Origin of the sequence: Bradyrhizobium sp. SZCCT0148 (genome assembly GCF_018129985.1) — a bacterium.
Taxonomy (GTDB): Bacteria; Pseudomonadota; Alphaproteobacteria; order Rhizobiales; family Xanthobacteraceae; genus Bradyrhizobium; species Bradyrhizobium japonicum_H.
The window spans coordinates 96733-117128 of the sequence record NZ_JAFCKT010000013.1 but is presented as its reverse complement, the minus strand read 5'-3'; the positions used below and the strand labels follow the sequence as shown (position 1 = coordinate 117128).

Here is a 20396-nt window from a genome sequence, read left to right as displayed (position 1 = left end):
TCATTTGTGTCGCGCAGACTATCTTTTTTGTGCGAGTGACACCAGCGCGGCTCCTGTGATGGGACCGGCCGTCGCGGCTCCGCCCACTGGAGCCGACCAGCTAACGGAGGCACGTATGAGAAATGTACTGTTCCGAGGCCGCATCGGGCGACGGTTGTTTGCACGCTACGAAAAGTTGCCGAAGCTTGCGGGCCGGCCACGGTCCCACGTCGATGAGAGCACGGTCAGAACCGCCGGCATTTGCCTCGCTTGCGTCTACGTTGCCTGCCTGCTGTTCTCGGCCTTTGCTATCGCTTGATTGCAAATCATCGAACCGACTATCCGCCATAAAAGCCGCCGGATCGGCTTTTGAAGTTCGACCAGCCGGGAGACCGTCTCATCATGGATACTATGTGTGCGCGGCTCCTGCTCGGCATATTGGTTGCGCGTTCGACTGTTGCGAGGATGAAGGCAGCGGCGATGCTGGCGGACTTGGCATCCCCTTTAATGATGGCCTGCTGAGGGATGTCGATTTCCTTCAACCGCTTTGCATGATCAGCAAGTGCTGCGGCGTCAACCCCAGCCCGCGGACCGCACGCTACATAGCCTGGATGCCCGCCCAATAGATATTGATCGCGTCGATCTCCTCGACCTGGACAAACGCCACGCGCCAACTCTCTGCCTTTGCCTTGATCTCGTTCGCGAGTTCTTCGCGAGCAGCTGCGTCGAGCTTCTTCGAGTCGTCGATCCGACTATCCGCGTGCCGGGCTTCAGGATCACGGCGCAGGCGGAGGACCGGTCCGGCGAGAGGGCTCATTCCGGCCTCGTCGATGCCTGCCACGGCATGATGATGGCCACTTTCCCAAAGAGAAGACTCGAAGCGGAGCATCTTGCCGAGGCGCTGCCCCTCGGACCTATTTTCGAAGCGGCGCTTATCGATTGAAGCCAGTATGGCGCGCGCTCCCGCGCGGGTGTAGGCCCGCAAGATCTGCTCGACGCTCTGTCCGGTGAACTCGTGAAGTTGATTGAAGCCAAGATCGCGCAGAAGTTCAAGCGCCAGTACGCCAAGCTCACTCCGACGAGATCATGGTGCTGGCATTTCTCCGTAAGCGCCTCTTTTCTCTGAAGGCCTAGCCGTACCAGCCTCCGGACGGCTGCGTCCCTCCTCGATGCCTCCGGGTACGCCTCGGCAGGTACTGTCGTCGGCAAAAACGGGCCTTCCATTCAAATGCGGGTGCTGGACGTGGTGAGAGCCGGCGCACCGCTCAGCGCGAGCGATACGGCGCGGGTGCTGATTTCATCCGGTTCTGCTTCCGCGTGCCGCGCTCTAAACGAAAGTACATGCCCGGGACCACCTGAGCGCGGAACTGGAGGGCGCGACTTACATTGACCATCAATGGTGTCCTGATGGCCCGAATCGAAGATTACGCACTTATTGGCGATTGCGAGACCGGCGCACTGGTGGGGCGCGACGGCTCAATCGATTGGCTCTGTTTCCCGCGGTTCGATTCCGATAGCTGCTTCGGGCGGCTCCTGGGAGATGAGAAAAACGGATATTGGAGCCTTCGCCCGGTCGACCGATCTACGAACGAACGTCGCTACCTACCAGGCACGCTGATTCTGGAGACTGTCTTCGCGACGGAGACGGGCCGTGCACGTCTCGTCGACTTCATGCCCCCCAAGACGGGCGCGTCGAAGGTCGTCCGGATCGTTGAGGGCCTTGAAGGATCCGTCGAGATGGAGAGCGAGTTGATCGCACGGTTCGACTATGGGGTCAGTGTACCCTGGGTGAGCCGCCTGGAGGATGGTGCGGTCAGCTTGGTCGCGGGGGCGTCGATGCTGGTGCTAAGAACGGGGGTGCCGCTGCACGGCAAATCGATGAAGACAGTCGGCGCGTTCTCCGTCGAACCGGGCCAACGCGCTGCCTTTGTTCTCTCCTACCAGACATCATATGAAGATCCAGCCTCCGCTGACGATCCGTGGCTTCTCCTGGATCGTACAGAAAGTTTCTGGCGCGATTGGTCCAGCCGTTGTGGAGCAGCGGGGCCCTATTCGGACCAGGTTCTGAGATCTCTCATAACTTTGAAAGCCCTGACGTTTGGACCTAGCGGCGGCATTGTCGCTGCGGCCACAACCTCGCTTCCTGAGCAAATTGGCGGGTCTCGCAATTGGGATTATCGCTTCTGCTGGGTCCGCGATGCCACGCTAACTCTGTTGGCCCTTATGGGGGCCGGTTACTACGAGGAGGCGCGCGCTTGGCGAGACTGGCTCATCCGCGCCGTGGCGGGAAGCCCGGACCAGTTGCAGATCATGTACGCCGTCACAGGCGAGCGCAGGTTGACAGAATGGGAGGTGCCCTGGCTGTCGGGATACGTGAACTCAAAACCGGTGCGTATTGGGAATGCGGCCCACACCCAGCTTCAGCTTGATGTCTATGGCGAGTTGATGGACGCCTTATACCAGGCCCGCCGAGGCGGCCTCCCCGAGAACAACCGGGCATGGGCGATCCAGTGTGCCCTCCTCGATCATCTCAAGGAAATTTGGACGGAGCCGGATCAGGGTATCTGGGAAGTGCGAGGTGGAGCCAAGCATTTCACCTTTTCCAAGATCATGGCCTGGGTCGCCTTCGATCGCGCCATCAAATCGGCTGACGAGTTCGGAATGGACGGTCCCGTGGACAATTGGAAGGTGCAGCGTGCCGCCATTCAGGAAGATGTTTGTCGGCGCGGCTACGATGAACAGCGAAAGACGTTCGTTCAGGTTTACGGCGAGTCCCAGCTCGATGCAGCCCTGTTGCTGATCCCCGCGGTGGGTTTTTTGCCGCCCGAAGATCCGCGGGTGATATCGACCATTGAAGCGATCGAACGCGAGCTGGTCAACGACGGCTTTGTGCAACGATACGATACGAAGGCGACCAAAGATGGCCTGCCGCCTGGCGAAGGCATGTTTTTGGCATGCAGCTTCTGGTTGGCGGACGCCTATCACCTGATCGGCCGTGATGCTGAAGCCAAGGCATTGTTCGAGCGGCTTCTGGCTCTCCGCAATGACCTCGGTCTGCTGTCGGAAGAGTATGACGTCGAGCGAAGCCGGTTGGTCGGCAACTTCCCCCAAGCCTTTTCCCACATCGCCCTTGTGAACACCGCGCATAATCTCACGCACCGCGAAAAGCCTTCTGAAATTCGCGGTAGCAGGAAAGCGATCCCGAGCAGGGGGAATAAAAGTAAGGACGCACCGAGGAGACACGTATGATAGAGAGGCCGAGCGATTCTGGTGCCTCAGCCGCTTCTGAGAAGCGACCTCAAGCAACCGTGCCCTTTCCGATCGTGTTGGAAGGACAGCCTGCGCTGGTAACCGGGGCGAACTCGGGAATCGGGCGCGCGGTGGCCCTGGGGCTCGCCGCCTCTGGCGCTGATGTAGTCGTCAACTACGTGGTCGAACCACAAGCAGCGGACGATGTGGCCCATCAAATCGAGGCGCTTGGCCGGAAGGCGATCACCATCAAGGCCGACGTCAGCAACGAGGAGGACGTCCGGTCGATGTTCTCTAGCGCCATAGGTCATTTTGGAACGCTACACATCGCGGTAAGCAATGCCGGCTTGCAGCGCGATGCGCCGTTTCACGAAATGACGCTCGAACAGTGGAACAAAGTCATCGAAGTCAATCTGACCGGACAGTTCCTCTGTGCCAGAGAAGCCGTGCGTGAATTTAAGAAACGAGGTGTGGTGAAGAACATCTCGGCGGCAGCAGGCAAACTCGTTTGCATGAGCTCCGTCCATCAGGAGATCCCTTGGGCTGGTCATGCGAACTATGCTGCCTCTAAGGGCGGCGTCATGCAGATGATGCGAAGCCTGGCGCAGGAAGTTGCTCCGTTGGCCATCCGGGTCAATGGCGTCGCGCCTGGAGCGATCCGTACACCGATCAACCGACCAGCGTGGGAAACCAATGGAGCCTTCGACAGCCTGATGACCCTGGTCCCCTATCAACGCATCGGCGAGCCCAACGATGTCGCCCGAGCGGTCACCTGGCTAGTTTCAGATGCGTCCGACTACGTGGTTGGCACCACCTTGTTCATCGACGGCGGCATGATGCTTTTCCCGGGCTTTGCAAGTGGGGGGTAGATAAAGCCGCACGGCACACTCTCAACCAAAGTGCAAGGGGCCGTCGGAACGGCTTGAGAAGGCGGGTATTACGGCATGGGGCCTTGGGCAAGAGGAGGAATGAGCATTGCCAAATGGCGCGCGCGCAATGGCCGCAAGCAAGATCGCCCGCGAGGTAGCGAAGGCATTAACGTCCGCCCTGAAGCGTTCAGTCAGCTTTCCGAAGAAGGGCCTTAGAAAAGAGGAAAAAGCACCTCGCCAGACCTCGCCCTCGCTACGTGCCGAAAAGTAGCGGCAGCTCCCATGGCAATCTGGCTTACTGCGGGTCTTTGGGGGCTGCTAGGGGCCTCATCGTTGCTCCTGGGAGCAGCGGTCGCATTCGTATTTACGATGCCTCGCTACGTTACTGCAGGGATCATGTCCTTCGGCTGCGGCGTGCTGATTTCAGCCGTGGCCTATGACCTTCTGGAAGACGGATACCAGGAAGGGGGTATCTGGCCTATCATTGCGGGTGCGATCGCCGGCTCTGCCGCCTATGCTCTTTCCGATTGGGCAATCTCTCGAGAAGGAGCGCGCTCGCGCAAGCGGTCCGGGGACCAGCAGGTCAACGCTGGTGAAGGTGGAGGCCTGGCGATTGCCATCGGCTCACTTCGCGACGGTATTCCGGAAAGCATTGTCCTAGGTTTAGGGCTGTTGAGCGGAAAGGGCATCAGCATCGCGATGCTCGCCGCTATCTTTCTGTCCAACTTCCCGGAGGGCCTTTCTAGTGCGCTCGGCATGCGGGCCGCCGGCCGTTCAGTCACCTATATCTTTGGACTATGGAGCGCGATCACGATCCTTTCAGGAGCTGCCGCCGCGTTAGGAGCAGCTTTCCTGGGCGCTGCTGCTCCTCAGGTCGTTGCTACCGTAAGTGCCGTAGCTGCGGGCGCTCTTCTCACGATGGTGGTGAACACCATGGTGCCGGAAGCTGTCGAAGGCGAACAGAAGCTGGCCGGCGTGCTCGTCGTTGTCGGCTTGCTTGCGGCCTTCGCGCTTTCTAACGTCGGCGAAACGTAGAAGGGCGTTAGGCGCCTTTCTGAATCAATCAGGTGTTGTCGGCCCACTGCCCTTCAGGCGCGGCTTAGATGTCGGTCGCCGCAGCGTTAGGTGCGCTTCGGGCTCGGGACTCGTCAATAGTCCGCACGAACCCGAGCCGCCGGACTTCGTCTGGGCTCGTTTCTCGCCTTCAATCTCGCCTCAAGAAGCGTTCGCCCTTGCTCGCTCGCGAGCCTCCCGACGACGTTCGCGGCGTTCTTGGCGCCGATTGGCGCGGTCAGCAGGCTGCCGGAACGAAGGAATGTGACTTGAAGGGGCTATCACAGCCGCAGCCTCGAGCAAGGGAGTTTGGACCGGTGCGGGCGCAGCGGGGCGAGCTTCCATGAACTCGAGCACGGCCCTCCCTTTGGTCGTAATCTGCCATCCGCCGCTGATGCGTTCGACCAGCCCTTGCGAAAAGATGTCGAGATCCGGAACCCGGGCGGCGAGGCGCTTGGTCCGATCCGCCCATTCGCGACCACTGGTCGCCAAGATGGCCATGTCGTGCTTGAGGTCTTCCATGACGGCGAAGCCGTCCGGATAGCTCACCAAGATCTTCAGCGCCGTGACCTGGAAATTCACACCCGCCTCAACCGATCAGCGCCACATCGTAGGTGCACGCGAAAGGGCATCACGGCCTACCTGCCTGAGCTCGTCCAGCGATACCTCGCCTTTAGTAGCAGCCTCCAGTATCTTTGAGGCGACATGGGTACGCGCTCCGATCTCGCGGCGCGAAACGCTCTTGCAAACTTCGCTTAAGACCGCGCGCAATAACGCAGTAGTTGCCGGATAGAACATGAATGCCCTCAGAAGGGAAAACCCCATCATAGCCAACATTTCGCGCGCCGCCACTCAACAATGTTAATGATGCGAGAGGCCAGTTGGTCTGACCGACCTTTTGGAATTGCCTCCACGATGGACTTGCCTTCCAAGATCGGCCAATTCGTAAGGCTATCTTGGGATCAGGAACTCGCGTGTCGAGACCCCACGAGCCCATAGGCAGGTCGTCTTTCGATGTCTGGAGCCGTGCTCCTGCAGCCGGCGCCGCGGCCAAGGAGGATAAGCCACAAGCCGGCCAATCCGGATAGGGGTGAGAGCACCGTGGAGGAAAAGACGCTCGGCCATTTGCCCAATCCGCTGCAGAAGTATGGCGTGAGGTTCGCGGCTACTTACAGTTTCAGAGCGTCAGCATGTCCCTGATCGCATTGCGGGCTTCGCGGCGGTGCAGGTCGTTATCGGCAACTTCATTTACCCGACGTTGCAGGCCAGCCAATCGCTCCCTCCCGTCGCGATTATCGTAGCACTTGCGTTCTGGAGCTGGGTATGGGGTTGTCGCCGCGGCCTTGATCTCCGTTCCCCTAACCTCGGCACTTGTCATCGTTTGCGAGCCCGGGCGAAGCACAGCCCGGAGCCCGACTACTCTCGGTGCCGGAATAGCCGCCACGATCGGACCCATACACCCTCGATAACGTTGAGAACTTCTCAAGCCGGATGTAGCCGCATGATGCCAGATCACCACGAGGACAGATCTCCCCTCACCGGCACGCTGGTTCGGCTGGCCGGCTCGCTGCGCTCCGCATTCGAAACCACCCGTCGGGCGTTTCTTGAATTTCTGACGATACCAACGCTGGTCATCGCCGGTTTTCTGTTGCTTGCTCTACTCACCTTCGTACTGGATCGGGGCCGCCTATCGAACAGCAGCAATGATGCACAACAGATTTGGGGCGGACTGTTCAGCGATGCGCAGGGCGCGCGCAATTTTCTTGGCGTCATCGCGTCGAGTATTATAACGGTAACGTCGATCACGCTGTCGTTGTTGCTCATCGCGGTGCAACAAGGCGCGGCCTCCCTGACCAGCCTCGTTTTCGACCAGTTTCTACGTCGCCGGACCAATCAGCTCTATTTCGGCTTCTTCATCGGTCTGGCGCTTTATGCACTGATCGTTCTGGCCAGCATTGAACCGCGCCACCAGCCGATTTATGGTGTGGCCCTGGCTGGCCTGCTGACGGTCGTGGCTCTCTACATGCTGATCCTTTTGACCTACACGACCATCAATCAGATGCGTCCGGTCGTTATTATCAAATCGATCCATGATCACACCCTCCTTGCGCGCGAACGTCAGCACGATCTGCTCCGCGCTACGCGGCGGTCGCCGCAGAACCCGGGCCTTATAACGGAACGCCTGAATACCACGCGCAGCGGCTTCCTGACGCGAATTGATGTCGCTGCAATCGACGACGCCCTGCCAGCCGATGTGGAAATCGTCATCCTGGTCTCGATCGGCGAATACGTCGCATTCGGCGATCCGATCGCGGAGATCAGAGCGTCGCAGCCGACCTCCTCGAAATTGAAGGCGACCGTCGGAGAGGCGATCATGCTCGAAGCGCAACGCGATCTTGACTCCGATGCCGTGTTTGGCATCGAACAGCTCATGACGATCGGGTGGACGTCGATCTCGACAGCGAAGTCCAATCCGGACCCGGGACTGTTGACCATCTGGAACCTGCGCGACTTGGCGGCACGCTGGCTCGCAACGGACGTCTCCTTCGGGGCAACGGTCGAGGTCGATTCCGGCACGGTTGGGGGCGTGGTCTACGTTGACAATCTCCCGGTACGACTGATGGAGGCGTTCGAGTCGCTGATTGTCGTCGCATCGGAGTCGATGCAGCATCAGAGCGCCGCGCAGATTTATCGAACGTTTGCCAGCCTGTATCCGCGCCTGCCGCTGGACCTGCAACGTCAGTCCGAGGATTGCCTCATGCGCTCGCTGTCCGGGTTGGGCGACCACATTTTGACCCGTGAGCTGGCAGCATCGCTGTCAATCCTCGTCGACGCCCTGAGCATGTCTGGCCCCCCTGAATGTGCAGGGGCGATTGCGCTGGCTCGGGACAAGCTGGCGGCGAGCATCGGCCAGCTTAATTCACGGTCGAGCCGAACGCCGTGACCTGCTAAGCGGGCCCGGTGAAGAAGAAGGACAACCCGAACAGAACATAGACCCCGAGAAGCAGCAGGCCTTCAAACCAGGTCGTTTCCCCATCTCGGGCGATCGCGTTGACGATTAGAGCCGTGCCCGCGATGGCGAAGAGATACAGTGGGTTGGAAAACACGAGGCTCAACGGATGACCCATGAACCACGAAATGATCACGAGGAGTGGTGCTACGACCAACGCCACCTGAATCGCCGAACCAACGCAGATACTGAGAACCAGGCCCATCTTGTCCTTATGTGCAAACCAGGCCGCGGCGAACAGATCGGCAACTGTTCCGACCAAGCCAAGCACAATGACACCTAGAAAGAGGGGCGAGAGCTGCAGTTTGGCAGCAGTCTCGCTCAGCGATCCGGATACCAGTTCGGCTTCAAACGCGATCGCAACTGTCGCGGCAATGATGACCGCGAGAGAGCGCATGAGACTCCAGTCGGCCTTGCCGGGAGACGTCTCGGCTGAGAACACATCCCGATGTGTGATTAGCGTGTAGATTAGGTTTGCCATATACAGCGATAGCAGGACGGCCGAAACGCTGAGGCTAAGCTCCTCGTCGGTAACGCGGAGCTCCCGGCCGTGACCGGCGATCTGGCCAGTATAATTGAACACGGCGGGAAGCAGCATCGCGATGACGACCAGGATGAGCAACGTGGAGAGCAGCCCCGCTCTCCTGGGATTGAAACTCTGCCGCTCTCGCGTCGCGCCCCCGATCACGATGGCCAGCCCCAAACCGAAAAGACTTGTACCGATGATGGATCCAGTGATCTGCGCCTGAACCACAGCCGTTTCGCCACTGGCAAGCACGAAGAGCGCCAGCACGAGCTCTGCGATACTGCCGAAGCTGACGGTCAGCAAACCGCCTATCGCCGGTCCAACGCGCTCTGCGAGCTGTTCTGTGGCGCGACGGATCCATTCGGCAAGGACCGCGACGGCCATAACGGCCGCGATGAAAATCCACACCGAAGGTGCGCCGACAAGATACTTCAGCCCGAGGGATATGGGGACGCAAAGGAGCAGGAAGGACAGAACCACCGTCTTCACATCGTACCTTCAATCAGCTTGTGAAATCTTCGTTCTTTGTCCGCTCACAAGCGACGACATTGCACCGGCACATGTGGAGAGCACGCGACCGATTCTTGGCTACGGCGTTGCCGGATAACCCTTGGTCCTCGATAGGGTTCAACCTCAGAAGCTTTCAAATCGGTAATGTCTAAGGTCTGCAAGTCATCGGCTGGCAGGTGTCAGTCATCTTCGGCTGCAGATGGCCGCTCGCGGGTAGCCGCATGCGCAGAACTTCTCATGACGAGGGGGCCGGCCTCCCACAACTTCGGCCTCCCACAACTAAACTTCGGCCTCCCACAACTAATGGACCTGACAGTCATTGGAACACGCCTCGTTGCGCGCCGTTTTATGCCATCGGGACTGTTGCGCGAGATCATTCGCCCGTCCCACAACGTTTCGGAATCTGCATGTCCAGCCGCGCCATCCGTATCGCCCTTTCCACTCTTTTTGCCTTGACCGGTCTTTGGCTTGGCGTCGGGGGTCTCTGGCTGGTCACGCTGGGCGGTTCGTATTCTTATCTCGCACAAGGGGTGGCCCTGATCGCGGTCGCGGCTCTCATCATGGCCCGCAATCCGTTGGCATTTTGGGTTTACGCCGCGCTTCTGTTGCTCACCATGGTTTGGGCCCTGGTCGAAGTCGGGCTGGACTGGTGGCAGCTCGCGCCGCGCGGGGATTTCATCTTCCTGTTCGGACTTATCCTGATGTTGCCGTGGCTCCCGCGATCGGCTCGAACCCGGCCCCTCGGCTCCTTCTTCAAATCGGGCCGAGCCGCTCTTGCTGCCTCGCTCGCCGTCAGCGTGGCGATCGCTCTGCTCGCTGTCTTCACGCCGTCGCACGATCTGGCTGGGAATCTGCCGGAAAGAAGCGCGACTGATCATGACGGGCTGGGACCGGCGGCTGGAACGGACTGGGCCGCCTATGGCGGAAGCCAGGCCGGGCAGCATTACTCGACGCTCGATCAGATCACGGCGCAGAACGTGGGAAAATTGAAGGTCGCGTGGACTTTTCATACCGGTGACATGCGCGGCAAGAAGGACCCGATCGAGACGACATACGAAGTCACACCGCTCAAGATTGGCGACTCTGTGTATCTCTGTACTCCCCACGATCTCGTCTTCGCGCTCAACGCGGAAACCGGCGAACAGAAGTGGCGATACGATCCGAAAGTCGCTGAACCTCCGTACCAGAGCACACAGCACCTCACCTGCCGGGGCCTGTCCTATTACGACGGCACGGCGCCAGACGCGACGGCGTCAGCGAATGCCACGGCTTCGGCAGATTGCGTCAAGCGCCTGTTCCTCCCGACCGTGGACGGACGGCTGATCGCGCTGAGCGCAGAGACTGGCAAGGTCTGCCCCGGGTTCGGCGGCCCAGATGGCTTCGTGAATCTGTGGCAAAACATGCCCAACGTGAAGACCGGATCGTATTATTCCACATCCCCGCCGATCATCGCCAAAAGCCTGATCATCGTCGGCGGCGCGGTCAACGACAATGTGTCGACGGCCGAGCCCTCCGGCGTGATCCGCGCCTTCGATGTCAATTCTGGCAAGCTGATCTGGAACTGGGACAGCAGGAAACCGACGGAAACAGCTCCCATCGCACCGGATCAGACATATTCCGCTAACTCCCCGAATAGCTGGAGCATATCCAGCTACGATTCCGCACTCGGCCTGATCTATATTCCGATGGGAAATCAGCCGCCCGATCAGTTCGGCGGGAACCGCGACAAGAACGTTGAGACCTATTCATCTTCGGTCGTTGCACTGAACGCTGAGACCGGAGCGGTCGCGTGGGTTTTCCAAAGCACACATCATGACCTCTGGGACATGGACGTCCCCGCCCAGCCCGCTTTGCTGGACCTGACCATCGCCGGTAGCACCGTTCCCGCGTTGGTCGAAACCACCAAGCAGGGCGGGCTTTTCGTGCTCGATCGCCGCACCGGAAAACCATTGCTGCCGGTTAGGGAAGTGCCCGCGCCCCAAGGTGCCGTTGCTGGCGATGTCACCGCACCGACTCAGCCCGTCTCCACTTTGTCGTTCAACCCGACGCCGCTGACGGAAGCCTCGATGTGGGGGCTCTCGCCGTTCGACCAACTAGCGTGCCGCATCGCCTTTCGCTCCATGCGCTATGAAGGACGCTATACTCCACCGTCCCTCAAGGGCTCGATCGTCTATCCTGGAAATTTCGGAACGTTCAACTGGGGCGGTGTCGCGATCGATCCGGAGCGGCAGGTCGTATTCGCGATGCCGGTCTACCTGGCCTTCACGTCGACCCTGAAAGCGCGCACCGACGCCACCAGCCGCATCGTCAGCAAACCGGATGAAGCGCCATTCAACGAGAATTTCGGAGCGCCCTATGCCGCCAAAATGGGGGCGTTCCTCTCTCCGATCGGGCTGCCATGTCAGGCTCCGCCGTGGGGTTACGTCGCCGGCGCCGACCTTACGACTGGCAAAACATCTTATCGTCATGTCAACGGAACGGTCCGGGACCTTTCGCCGATCCCCCTGCCTTTCGAAATGGGCGTTCCCGGCATTGGCGGCCCAATGGTCACCAAGGGCGGCGTGGCTTTTCTCAGCGGATCGCTGGACTATTTTGCCAGAGCGTATGACGTCACGAACGGAAAGAAACTGTGGGAAAGCCGCTTGCCGGCCGGCGGGCAAGCCACGCCCATGACCTATTGGTCGGAAAAGAGCGGGCGTCAGTTCGTGGTGGTGGTGGCCGGCGGCCATGGCTCGACGGGCACCGAAGCCGGTGATTCCATCATTGCCTACGCGTTGCCCAATTCATAATCGCGGCTCCTCAAGATAGACAACCGTTCCATCGTTGCGCAAGACGGCGCCGGACGTGCCGATCCATCTTCTGATCAATCGCCGGAAGCGTCTTGCTCCCGCGGCTCCCAGCCGGGCCAGCACTGCGGGAACACGCCGATTGATATCCGGGGCCGCGCAGGAGCGGCGACACGCGCCGACTCTTCGACAGTCGGGCGGATTCCTCCGTCATCAACTGGCGAACGCCCAACGGCGCCGGTCGGGATGCTCCGCAGCGCGGGAGCGACGACCATCCGGAAGATTAAGGCGTCAACTCAGTCGCGGTAACGACAAAATTCGTCGCCGTTTTCATATTCAAAGCAGATCTTGACGCGTCGGCGCGGCCGATCCTCATCGCGGTATCGCGAGCGTCGGTCCATATCTTCATCATCGCGCTGCATCCGCCAATTGCCGCCTGTGGTGCGATGGTCAGTATCTTCCATCATGCGTCCCATATGCTGCTGACGCCGCATGCGGTCCATGCCCGTGCGATCCTCATCGCGCTGCGTGGTCCAGTCTCGCTTGACGCGTGTGTCTTCGGCACTCTTACGCTCCGTTTCGCGCGCCTGATCGGACTGCTGCGGCGCACGGTCCGGCTGAACGGGAGTGGCCTGGGTCTCGTTGGAGCCCGGTGCAGTCTCGGGTTGTTGAGCAAGGGCGAAGCCGGAGACGAGTAAAGAGGAGAGGAACAGAACGGTCGCTGTTGCTGAATTACGCATGGCACATCCTCCTGGCCAATCACCTTAACCGTGCGGGCCGAGGGATTGTTTCTGGAGAGACTGCATCTTTTTCGATGGCGTGCATGAGATTGGAACACGCCTCATGCGCTCTCCTTATAACCCTATCAGCCATTTCGACGCGCAGTCGTGATCCTTCTATGCGCCCCCAGCCGGTCCTGGGGCGCCAAGTTTTGCGTCACGGCAAGCAAGTGAGGGAGACACGGAGTTATATGATGAAGCCTCGCGTCGTCTAGACCGGTTGCCCGCTCAATCTGAAGGTGGCACCGGCTTTCGTAAATATTTCGACTCCTCGCCTCTGCACCAAGGAAAGGCCGAGTTTGGACCGGAACCAACGCAATGAAGGAGAGCAATTGGAAGACAAGTTGACCGCTCACGTCCGCCATATAGAGCGCACTCTCCGAGTAAGCGCGATCGGCCTCTTTCTCGCCGCGTCAATCTGGTTGCTCCGTGACATTCTCTTGCTCACGTTCAGTGCCGTAGTCATTGCTTGCGTTTTGCGCGGGGCAAGCAACGCGGTGCAGCGCGTATTTCGCCTGGGTCATTACACCTCCCTGCTTTGTGTCATCATCATCACTTCTCTCGTTCTCGGTGCGCTGCTCTGGTGGCGCGGGAGCGTTATTTTCGCCCAGGCCGACGAAATCGGCCAGCAACTGAGAACCCAGTTGGAGAGAGTATGGAGGGAGCTGGAAGATAGCTCATGGGGCTCGGTATTCGCTCAACAGCTACAAATAGCCGGAAAATCTCTGCGAGCCGGCCTGACTGGCTACGTCCCGGGTGTCATCGGCTCGGTTCTCGGTATCGGCGGCACTCTTGTCGTTGTGGGGGCGACGGCAATATTCCTGGCTGCATCGCCGCAATTGTACCTCGAAGGCGCGCTGCGTCTGCTTCCTGTGGCTTGGCGGCCTCACGGGCGGGAAGTTGCTCGGGAGCTTGGTTCTACGCTCAGGCTCTGGTTTCTCGGGCAATTCATCGACATGGTCATCGTAGGGCTTCTTCTTGGCTTGGGTCTTTTTCTTATCGGCTCGCCTTTGGCACTTTCATTGGCTCTGCTCGCTGGGCTGCTGAACTTCGTGCCATACATCGGGGCGCTCGCTGGCGCCGTACCGGCGATCCTCGTCGCCCTGGCTCAGTCTCCTACCTTAGCGGCATGGGTCGCTTTATTGTTCTTGTCGATCCAGCTCATCGAGGGAAATGTCATCTCACCATGGATTCAGAAAAGAACGATCTCACTCCCGCCGGCCCTCACGATACTTTCTCAGACCGTTTTGGGGACGCTTTTTGGTCTGATCGGATTGATCGTGGCCACCCCTTTGATGGCCATTCTGCTTGTTGCTGTCCGCATAATCTATGTCGAGGCCTTCCTGGAGCGTGAGAGTAAGCAGGTCTCTGACCAAGAGCACGTTCAAACCGAGCGAAAGTCATTGTAGTTGGTACGGTGTCGTACACTCGTCAGTCTGCCATCGACGATCGGCGCGACATAGTGTCCGCAGCTATTGACTCTGGAAACCAAGATCGAAGGCTGAGGTTGAGACCGCACTCTGAAATCACAGGAGCCACTGATGCGGAGACTCACACTTGCCCTTTCTCTCACCGGTCTGATCGCGATCTCTCCACTCGGCAGTACACAGGCCGCGCCATTGACAGCGCTCTCCGCGGCGGCGCGCTCGCCGGAGCTTACGTCGGCGGGACAGAACAATGTCACGCAGGTGCGCTGGCGTGGCGGCTGGGGGATCGGCGCGGGATTACTTGCGGGAGCGCTGATCGGCTCCGCCATTGCTGGCCCCTACTATTATGAGCGGCCGTACGACGGCTACGGGTATGCGTACCGCCCATACGGTTATGGTGGATACTATCCAGCATACACCTATACGCCTTACTGGGGCGGATATGGTTGGGGCCCGCAGCCCTACGCTTGGGGACCGCGTCCTTGGCGCTATAGTTACGGCTGGTCCGCGCCGAGGCCGTGGGGATATACGGTCCGGCAGGTACACCCATGGCGTCATAGCTACGGCTGGACTCCAAGATCCCATCGCCATCATCATCACGGCGTAATCCGCGCGCATCATCGGTGGTAACACGCCAATCTCACGGCAAGGTGCCCGGCGCGCTCAACGCCAGCGGACGTGCGCTGGCGTTGGGGCGAGCGCGATGAGCTTGCGCAGGCCGACAGTTTGCGCATTCGGAAGAGCAAGATCAGAGTATTCTTTTGGGGGCTCTAGCCAAGCACGTCGCGAGGGCACTGACCAGATTGCGGCCGTGCTCGCCTATACGAAAGTAGAGGTCGTCAAGGTCCTACATCCGCTCCTTGACGCCGGCCTAGATCAGCCACCAGTTCACCGGATATTGGTGAGAAATCCCCGATGATCGTGATCTGCATCATGACCAAAACTCCGGCATCGACCGCTCCAGCCGTACCCCGAGGCCCCTCCGGAAGATAGCGAGCTGCGCACATCCCGACTTGCCAAGCCGTGAGCGAGAGCGTGTCTGCTTTAATAGCCTGAACGATACCCTCTCGGCGACAGGTCGCATGGGCTTGATCGTGAAGTACTGGAATGCCACTTCGAGTACGAATGCGAACAGATAATCCACCACTCAGATTGCAAACATCTTTTCAGAGAACGACGTTTTCCAACCAGCCCAGATCGCAATCGCCGGAAACGCGAGCACGAGACTTTCGGCGACTGTCACCTAGGGTGCATCCGGCTCCGCAGTGCATGGCGCCTTTGGCGACCATGAAGAAAACGGCGTTTCCTTTTTCACGCTGGACCGCTTTTTGAGCTCGCTCGCATCGCGCGCAGCAAGGCGACCGAAGCGGTGGTACAGCAACAAGGTCAGTACGGTACCGAACAGACCGTTAATTGGCCAGACGATGTTCATGATCCACAGGCGCTGCGGATGGTTGATTAGGACGATTGCGATCAGGATGGCGCAGACGATTCCGACGGCCAGACAAGCGAATGCTACCTCGGGATCATGATCTGTCCTTTCCGGAGAAGAACGTCCCGAAGACCGCCCTCGTTGCAATTCCAGAGGACTGCATCGCAACCCGCAAGGGCGCAACGAAGGGCTGCAAAGCAAGTCTATGCGCGAGATCGGATTTGCCGATCGTACTCGCGCTGTATCAATCCAGAGCACGAACATGCCAGATGCTGCAGCTGAGCCCGGTCGATCAGAGTTATTGCAGCTCGCGTGTTGCGGATGATGCCCGCCTGCTCGAACGTCTCGAGACACTCGCTAACACTGGCACGGCGGATCCCGAGCAGTTGAGCCAACACGGCATGCGTGATCGGCAAATCGTTCGAGTCCATCGCGTTGGCCGCGACGAGAAGCCAACGGCCAAGCCGCTGCCGGACCGAGTGCAGCGAGTTGCAGGCTCCCACCTGGGAAGTCTGAAACAACACGAGATTGATATAGCGAAGGATTATTCCGCGAAGAGCCAGGAGCTCGTCCAGCGTTGCAACAAACGCCTGGGTCGGAATTCGCAGGGCGGTTCCGCCGACCTGGACCACACGGCGGTGCGGGGGCATTGGATCTTCCGGTGCCAAAACACAGGGGGCTCCAATCATTCCTTCGGCGCCGACAAGCCACGCCTCGACGAAACGATTCGGCTCCACCTTGGCCGAGACCGATATGAGCCCGTCATTGAGAAAATAGACGTATTCCATCGGCAAGCGCCAATGATGCAGGACTTGACGCGGCTTGATTTCGACCTCCGTCCCGATCGATCGAAGCACCTCCAACTCTGCCCCCGGAATGCAGCTCAGCAGCTTGTTTCGTACGGTCAGTGCCCGAACGTGGCCTTCGGGTTCGATCAGCCTTGGCGCTAACCCAGTTACTCGACCGTCCTGCATTACCGTTGCTCCCCGCCCCCGGAGACAGACTCGAAACGTTCGGGGGAGTTAGACAGAGTACGCAGTCAGGCCGCCTGGGTTCCATTTTCAACGTGTACGACTATGTTCCGTGTCCGTCCCCTCGGTTGGATGCCTTATTTTCGAAGCGAAGGGCGGCGCGGACCAATGCCAGATGGCTCAATGCCTGAGGAAAGTTGCCGGCTAAGCGGCCATCGCGCACGTTGAACTCCTCAGCTAGTAATCCGAGATCATTTCGCGCTCGCAAGAGATGAGCGAAGGTTCGCTCCGCTTCGGCCCGTCGCCCTTGCATCAATTGGCATTCGACGAGCCATCCGGTGCATGCGAGAAACGCTCCCTCGCGAATTTCGCCTGACAACTTGCGATGGACGAACCCGTCGTGCACGAGCTCGCGCTCGATCGCAGCAATCGTCTTTTCGATGCGCAGATGCGTAACAGGCAGGAAGCCCACCAAAGGCAGGTTGAGCAGGCTCGGATCCACCTCCTCAGAGCCGTAGTACTCTACAAATGTCTCTCGTTGGCGGTTGAACCCCTTTTCGCATATCTCGCGATGCATCCGGTTCCGCAGCCCCACCATTCGCTTCACAAAGGCGTTGTCCGCCGATCGATGGAGATCATCACGACGGACGAAGCGATCCACCGCGGCCCAGGCCGACACTTTGGAATATGTGTAGTGCTGCGGATGTCCTCTCAATTCCCACAAACCATGGTCGGGCTCATCCCAAACCCCTTCGACGTGAGCGATCACGGAAGCAATCAGATCGGCTTCACGATCGGTCGGGACAACGCCCATCTTCGCTGCGGCAGCCACAGAATCAAGGAGCTCGCCGTAGACGTCGAGCTGTCGCTGGGCGGCCGCGGCATTTCCAATTCGCACCGGCCTCGCCCCTCTGAACCCCGGGAGCCAGGATGCCACCCATTCCTCCAGACGACGCGAGCCATCCACGCGGTACATGATTCTGATCTTGTCAGGCTCGCCACCTGCAGCCCGGAGAAGCCAGTCGCGGAACGCCCTGGCCTCCTCTTGATACCCGGCATCAAGCAGAGCCGTTATCGTGAACGCTGCATCCCGCAGCCAGCAATATCGGTAATCCCAGTTCAGGTCCTGGGCCGGCGCCTCCGGAAGTGAGGTGGTGGGAGCGGCAATGATGCCGCCTGTCGCACAAAAAATCATCGCCTTGAGCGTCAAGAGGGAGCGCCTGACGGCCTCGGGCCACCGCGTTTGGATCGAGAACTTCGCAATCCAATTGAGCCAATATTCCTCCGTTTTGTGCATAGCTGCCGCGGAGGCAAGCGGCGGAGGCGGCGCACCCGTTGCGCTGCCGTATCGGAGACAAAATGCGATCTCCTCCCCTTCACTCACCTCCACTTCCGATACGATGCAGGAGCCCTGCTGCGAGACCTGTGACGGTGCATGCAGAACGACGAGATGCGGTCCCACGAAGGCGACGGCCTGTTGTCGATCGGTCTCAACTGCGGGTCTCAAGGATCCATAGTCGAAGCGCAGGTCCAGCTCGCTGCGCAACTTCACCTTGCCCGCAAGGCCCCGAACGATCCGGATCACGGCAGATGCGTTGCCCTCGATAGGCATAAAATCGATCAGACGGACACAGCCCGTCGTCAGCTCAAACTCCGTCTCGAGCACGAGCGTATCGGTGCGATAGCGGCGGCGCGATGAACTGCCGGCTTCGACCGGCGCCATCTTCCAACGTCCATGTGAGTCCGTGCTGAGCAAGGCCGCAAGGCAAGCGTCCGAATCGAAGCGCGGCCAACACAGCCACTCGATCGAACCGTCACGATGCACGAGGGCAGCCGTCTGGCAGTCTCCAATCAGCCCATAATCCTCGATGGACTTCGTCGGCACTGGGAAGCTCTCATCCAAGTCGCGCATCGCGTTGACGTCGACGATGTCTGCTGCTCCTGCTTCGCGATGCCCGTGCAGCCACCACCGCCAACGCAGCTGTTCCCAACAGCGCCATGACCGGAGCAAGCCGCAGCATGCTTGCCGGTCCGGCAAAGGCGCTATCGACCGCCTCCGAAGCGAAGCTCCCCCTGGTGCGATGAAGGCCGCGTACGGGTTGATCGAGGTTGTCCCGCCGACTTGGATCGATCGGGCGATCCGTCTGTTGGCCACTGATACAGGTTTGTGCGAGATAGCGATCCAGCAGCCCCGGCAAGATCATGTTGCCAAGAATGACCTTTAGGGTGCTGAAACCGATCCAATACTCCCTCGCCGGCCTTTGAGCTGCATCGTACACTTTATTCGCGATGACCTCAGGCTCGACCACAGGCGCCACTGGCCTCGGCGTCCGCGGCATATGCGCCCTCGCCCAATCGAATTGCGGAGTGTTGACCGCCGGCAGCTGCAGCATCATCAAATTGAGCCTGCTCTGCTCGTGCCTCAGCTCGCTTCGCAGCGAATCCGTGAAACCGCGAATGGCGTGCTTGGCCCCACAATAGGCCGACTGGAGCGGAATGCCGCGGTAGGCCAACGCCGATCCGATCTGGATGATCGTCCCCCTGTTTGCGGGCCGCATGTGGCGCAGGGCCGCCATCGTTCCGTGCACGAAGCCGAGATAGGTGACCTCGGTGACACGGCGGAATTCATCGGGCGTCATGCGCCAAACCGGAGAGAACACCGTCACCATCGCGTCGTTGATCCAGATGTGGATCGGACCCAGCGTCGATGCGATGCGGTCCGCTGCCGCAAAGACGGCGCCGGCATCCGCCACATCCAGAGGCATCACAACCGCCCGTCCTCCGACGTCCTCGATCTCGCGCCGCACATCCTCGAGGGCTTCCACATCTCGGGCGATCAGACCGATGGAGTAACCGGCGCGGCCGAAACGATGGGCGATGGCCCGGCCAACCCCAGCGGATGCCCCTGTGACCACGACAACCGGACGGGGACGGACCGGCCCCTCATTCAAGCTCGCTTCGTCATTCATTAGGACATCTCCTCACTCCGGTACGGCCGGGTAGGCAATGGTCGACAGCAGCGCCATTGCTGGCTGGCGCGAGTCGAGCCTGGTATGCTGAACGATCACCGGCTCGCTCGCCTCGATAATTGAAGCGTAACTCGTGTCGCGCGGAACCGGAGCGGGGTCGGTCAGATCATTGAAGCGGAGATGCAGAGTGCGCTTGGCCGGCACCTTCACCCGGTAGGGGCCGACCGGAGCCCTGTTCTCGAAGAACAGCGTAATCCGGACGTCTGCGTCGCGATCGCCCGTGTTCAGGAAGCACGCCGCCTCATGCGACACAAGATCGTGCGCGTCGCTGACGCTGTCGCTTGGGATATAGCCTTCCGGGATGGCCCACATTGTGCGACCGATGCTCTGCATTGTCATCGCTCCAGCTTGATCAACGCCAGCCCCGTCACGGGATCGTGCGCCTTCTGAAGATGCGCGGGATTTTCGGTTACGATCACCTCGAGAGTGGGGCGCACCCGAGCCGATCCAAGGTGGCCGGCGAGAGCGGTGCCGTCGCGCCGCCCGACAACGAGATGGACGTGCACGGAAGGTTCGCCCGACGGCGAAACCGCGATATCGCCGACGAGCGAAGCGACCTCCACCTGTTCGTCTACGCGATTCTCGAGGTATGTCTCTTTCTCCCAATCGAAGTATTTCAGCACCAGCCCGCTGAAGGCTCCGATGCCGGTGATTTGGGCTGCGGAGATCCGCTGCGCCGCCGCAAAGGACTTGAGGCTTTCCATCGCCTCGTCGCCGCTGTCGAGGATGACTGCAAAGGTTCGCTGCGCGCTGTCGTTGAGGAGCTTTTGCCTCAT

At 59.9% G+C, this 20396-nt stretch carries 17 protein-coding genes; 6 read left to right on the top strand and 11 right to left on the bottom strand.

Features of this window, described 5'->3' with window-relative positions; genetic code table 11:
* Positions 1–577: 577 nt before the first annotated feature.
* Complete coding sequence (locus JQ580_RS34000; RefSeq protein ID WP_249134483.1) at positions 578–964, bottom strand: ribonuclease H family protein; 387 nt, start codon at positions 962–964, stop codon at positions 578–580.
* 422 nt (positions 965–1386) lie between these two features.
* On the opposite strand from JQ580_RS34000, the gene JQ580_RS28090 reads away from it, so the two are divergent.
* The 3 genes from JQ580_RS28090 to JQ580_RS28080 all read left to right on the top strand — a co-directional run bounded on the left by JQ580_RS28090 (position 1387) and on the right by JQ580_RS28080 (position 5132).
* Positions 1387–3228 (top strand): glycoside hydrolase family 15 protein, encoded by a 1842-nt coding sequence (locus tag JQ580_RS28090; protein WP_409363234.1) that lies wholly within the window; start codon positions 1387–1389, stop codon positions 3226–3228.
* Complete coding sequence (locus JQ580_RS28085) at positions 3225–4097, top strand: SDR family oxidoreductase (protein ID WP_212283710.1); 873 nt, start codon at positions 3225–3227, stop codon at positions 4095–4097. Before JQ580_RS28090 ends, JQ580_RS28085 begins: the two co-directional genes overlap by 4 nt.
* Before the next feature lie 282 nt (positions 4098–4379).
* Complete coding sequence (locus JQ580_RS28080) at positions 4380–5132, top strand: ZIP family metal transporter (RefSeq protein WP_212283708.1); 753 nt, start codon at positions 4380–4382, stop codon at positions 5130–5132.
* 180 nt (positions 5133–5312) lie between these two features.
* On the opposite strand, the gene JQ580_RS28075 is transcribed toward JQ580_RS28080, so the two are convergent.
* Both JQ580_RS28075 and JQ580_RS33995 read right to left on the bottom strand, forming a co-directional pair.
* Positions 5313–5732 carry a hypothetical protein gene (locus JQ580_RS28075; RefSeq protein ID WP_212283705.1) on the bottom strand — a complete coding sequence of 140 codons (420 nt, stop codon included), beginning with the start codon at positions 5730–5732 and terminating at the stop codon, positions 5313–5315.
* A gap of 15 nt (positions 5733–5747) precedes the next feature.
* Entirely contained in the window at positions 5748–5948 is a 201-nt protein-coding gene (locus JQ580_RS33995) for a hypothetical protein (protein ID WP_249134482.1), read from the bottom strand.
* Between the two features lie 703 nt (positions 5949–6651).
* Here JQ580_RS33995 and JQ580_RS28070 point away from each other — a divergent pair.
* On the top strand, positions 6652–8094 hold the full coding sequence (locus tag JQ580_RS28070) for a DUF2254 family protein (RefSeq protein ID WP_212283703.1): 1443 nt from the start codon (positions 6652–6654) through the stop codon (positions 8092–8094).
* Between the two features lie 4 nt (positions 8095–8098).
* On the opposite strand, the gene cax is transcribed toward JQ580_RS28070, so the two are convergent.
* Entirely contained in the window at positions 8099–9175 is a 1077-nt protein-coding gene (gene cax, locus JQ580_RS28065; protein WP_212283701.1) for a calcium/proton exchanger, read from the bottom strand.
* A gap of 428 nt (positions 9176–9603) precedes the next feature.
* Between cax and JQ580_RS28060 the strand changes: the two genes are divergently transcribed.
* A complete protein-coding gene (locus tag JQ580_RS28060) occupies positions 9604–11985 on the top strand; it encodes a membrane-bound PQQ-dependent dehydrogenase, glucose/quinate/shikimate family (protein ID WP_212283699.1) in 2382 nt (793 codons plus the stop codon).
* A gap of 293 nt (positions 11986–12278) precedes the next feature.
* Here the strand turns inward: JQ580_RS28060 and JQ580_RS28055 are convergent, their stop codons facing one another.
* Complete coding sequence (locus JQ580_RS28055) at positions 12279–12722, bottom strand: hypothetical protein (RefSeq protein ID WP_212283697.1); 444 nt, start codon at positions 12720–12722, stop codon at positions 12279–12281.
* A gap of 371 nt (positions 12723–13093) precedes the next feature.
* Between JQ580_RS28055 and JQ580_RS28050 the strand changes: the two genes are divergently transcribed.
* On the top strand, positions 13094–14170 hold the full coding sequence (locus tag JQ580_RS28050) for an AI-2E family transporter (RefSeq protein WP_212283695.1): 1077 nt from the start codon (positions 13094–13096) through the stop codon (positions 14168–14170).
* A gap of 1261 nt (positions 14171–15431) precedes the next feature.
* On the opposite strand, the gene JQ580_RS33985 is transcribed toward JQ580_RS28050, so the two are convergent.
* The 6 genes from JQ580_RS33985 to JQ580_RS28020 form a co-directional block, all read right to left on the bottom strand.
* Positions 15432–15620 carry a hypothetical protein gene (locus JQ580_RS33985; protein WP_249134480.1) on the bottom strand — a complete coding sequence of 63 codons (189 nt, stop codon included), beginning with the start codon at positions 15618–15620 and terminating at the stop codon, positions 15432–15434.
* Between the two features lie 203 nt (positions 15621–15823).
* Positions 15824–16594 (bottom strand): Crp/Fnr family transcriptional regulator, encoded by a 771-nt coding sequence (locus JQ580_RS28040; protein WP_212283693.1) that lies wholly within the window; start codon positions 16592–16594, stop codon positions 15824–15826.
* Between the two features lie 100 nt (positions 16595–16694).
* Positions 16695–18494: a glycoside hydrolase family 15 protein gene (locus JQ580_RS28035; protein WP_249134479.1), complete on the bottom strand. Its 1800-nt coding sequence runs from the start codon at positions 18492–18494 to the stop codon at positions 16695–16697.
* Positions 18487–19560: an SDR family oxidoreductase gene (locus JQ580_RS28030; RefSeq protein ID WP_212283689.1), complete on the bottom strand. Its 1074-nt coding sequence runs from the start codon at positions 19558–19560 to the stop codon at positions 18487–18489. The genes JQ580_RS28035 and JQ580_RS28030 overlap by 8 nt, the downstream gene beginning before the upstream one ends.
* Positions 19561–19572: 12 nt before the next feature.
* Complete coding sequence (locus JQ580_RS28025; RefSeq protein ID WP_371746159.1) at positions 19573–19953, bottom strand: sensory rhodopsin transducer; 381 nt, start codon at positions 19951–19953, stop codon at positions 19573–19575.
* Positions 19954–19955: 2 nt separating this feature from the next.
* Complete coding sequence (locus JQ580_RS28020) at positions 19956–20396, bottom strand: PPC domain-containing DNA-binding protein (protein ID WP_212283687.1); 441 nt, start codon at positions 20394–20396, stop codon at positions 19956–19958.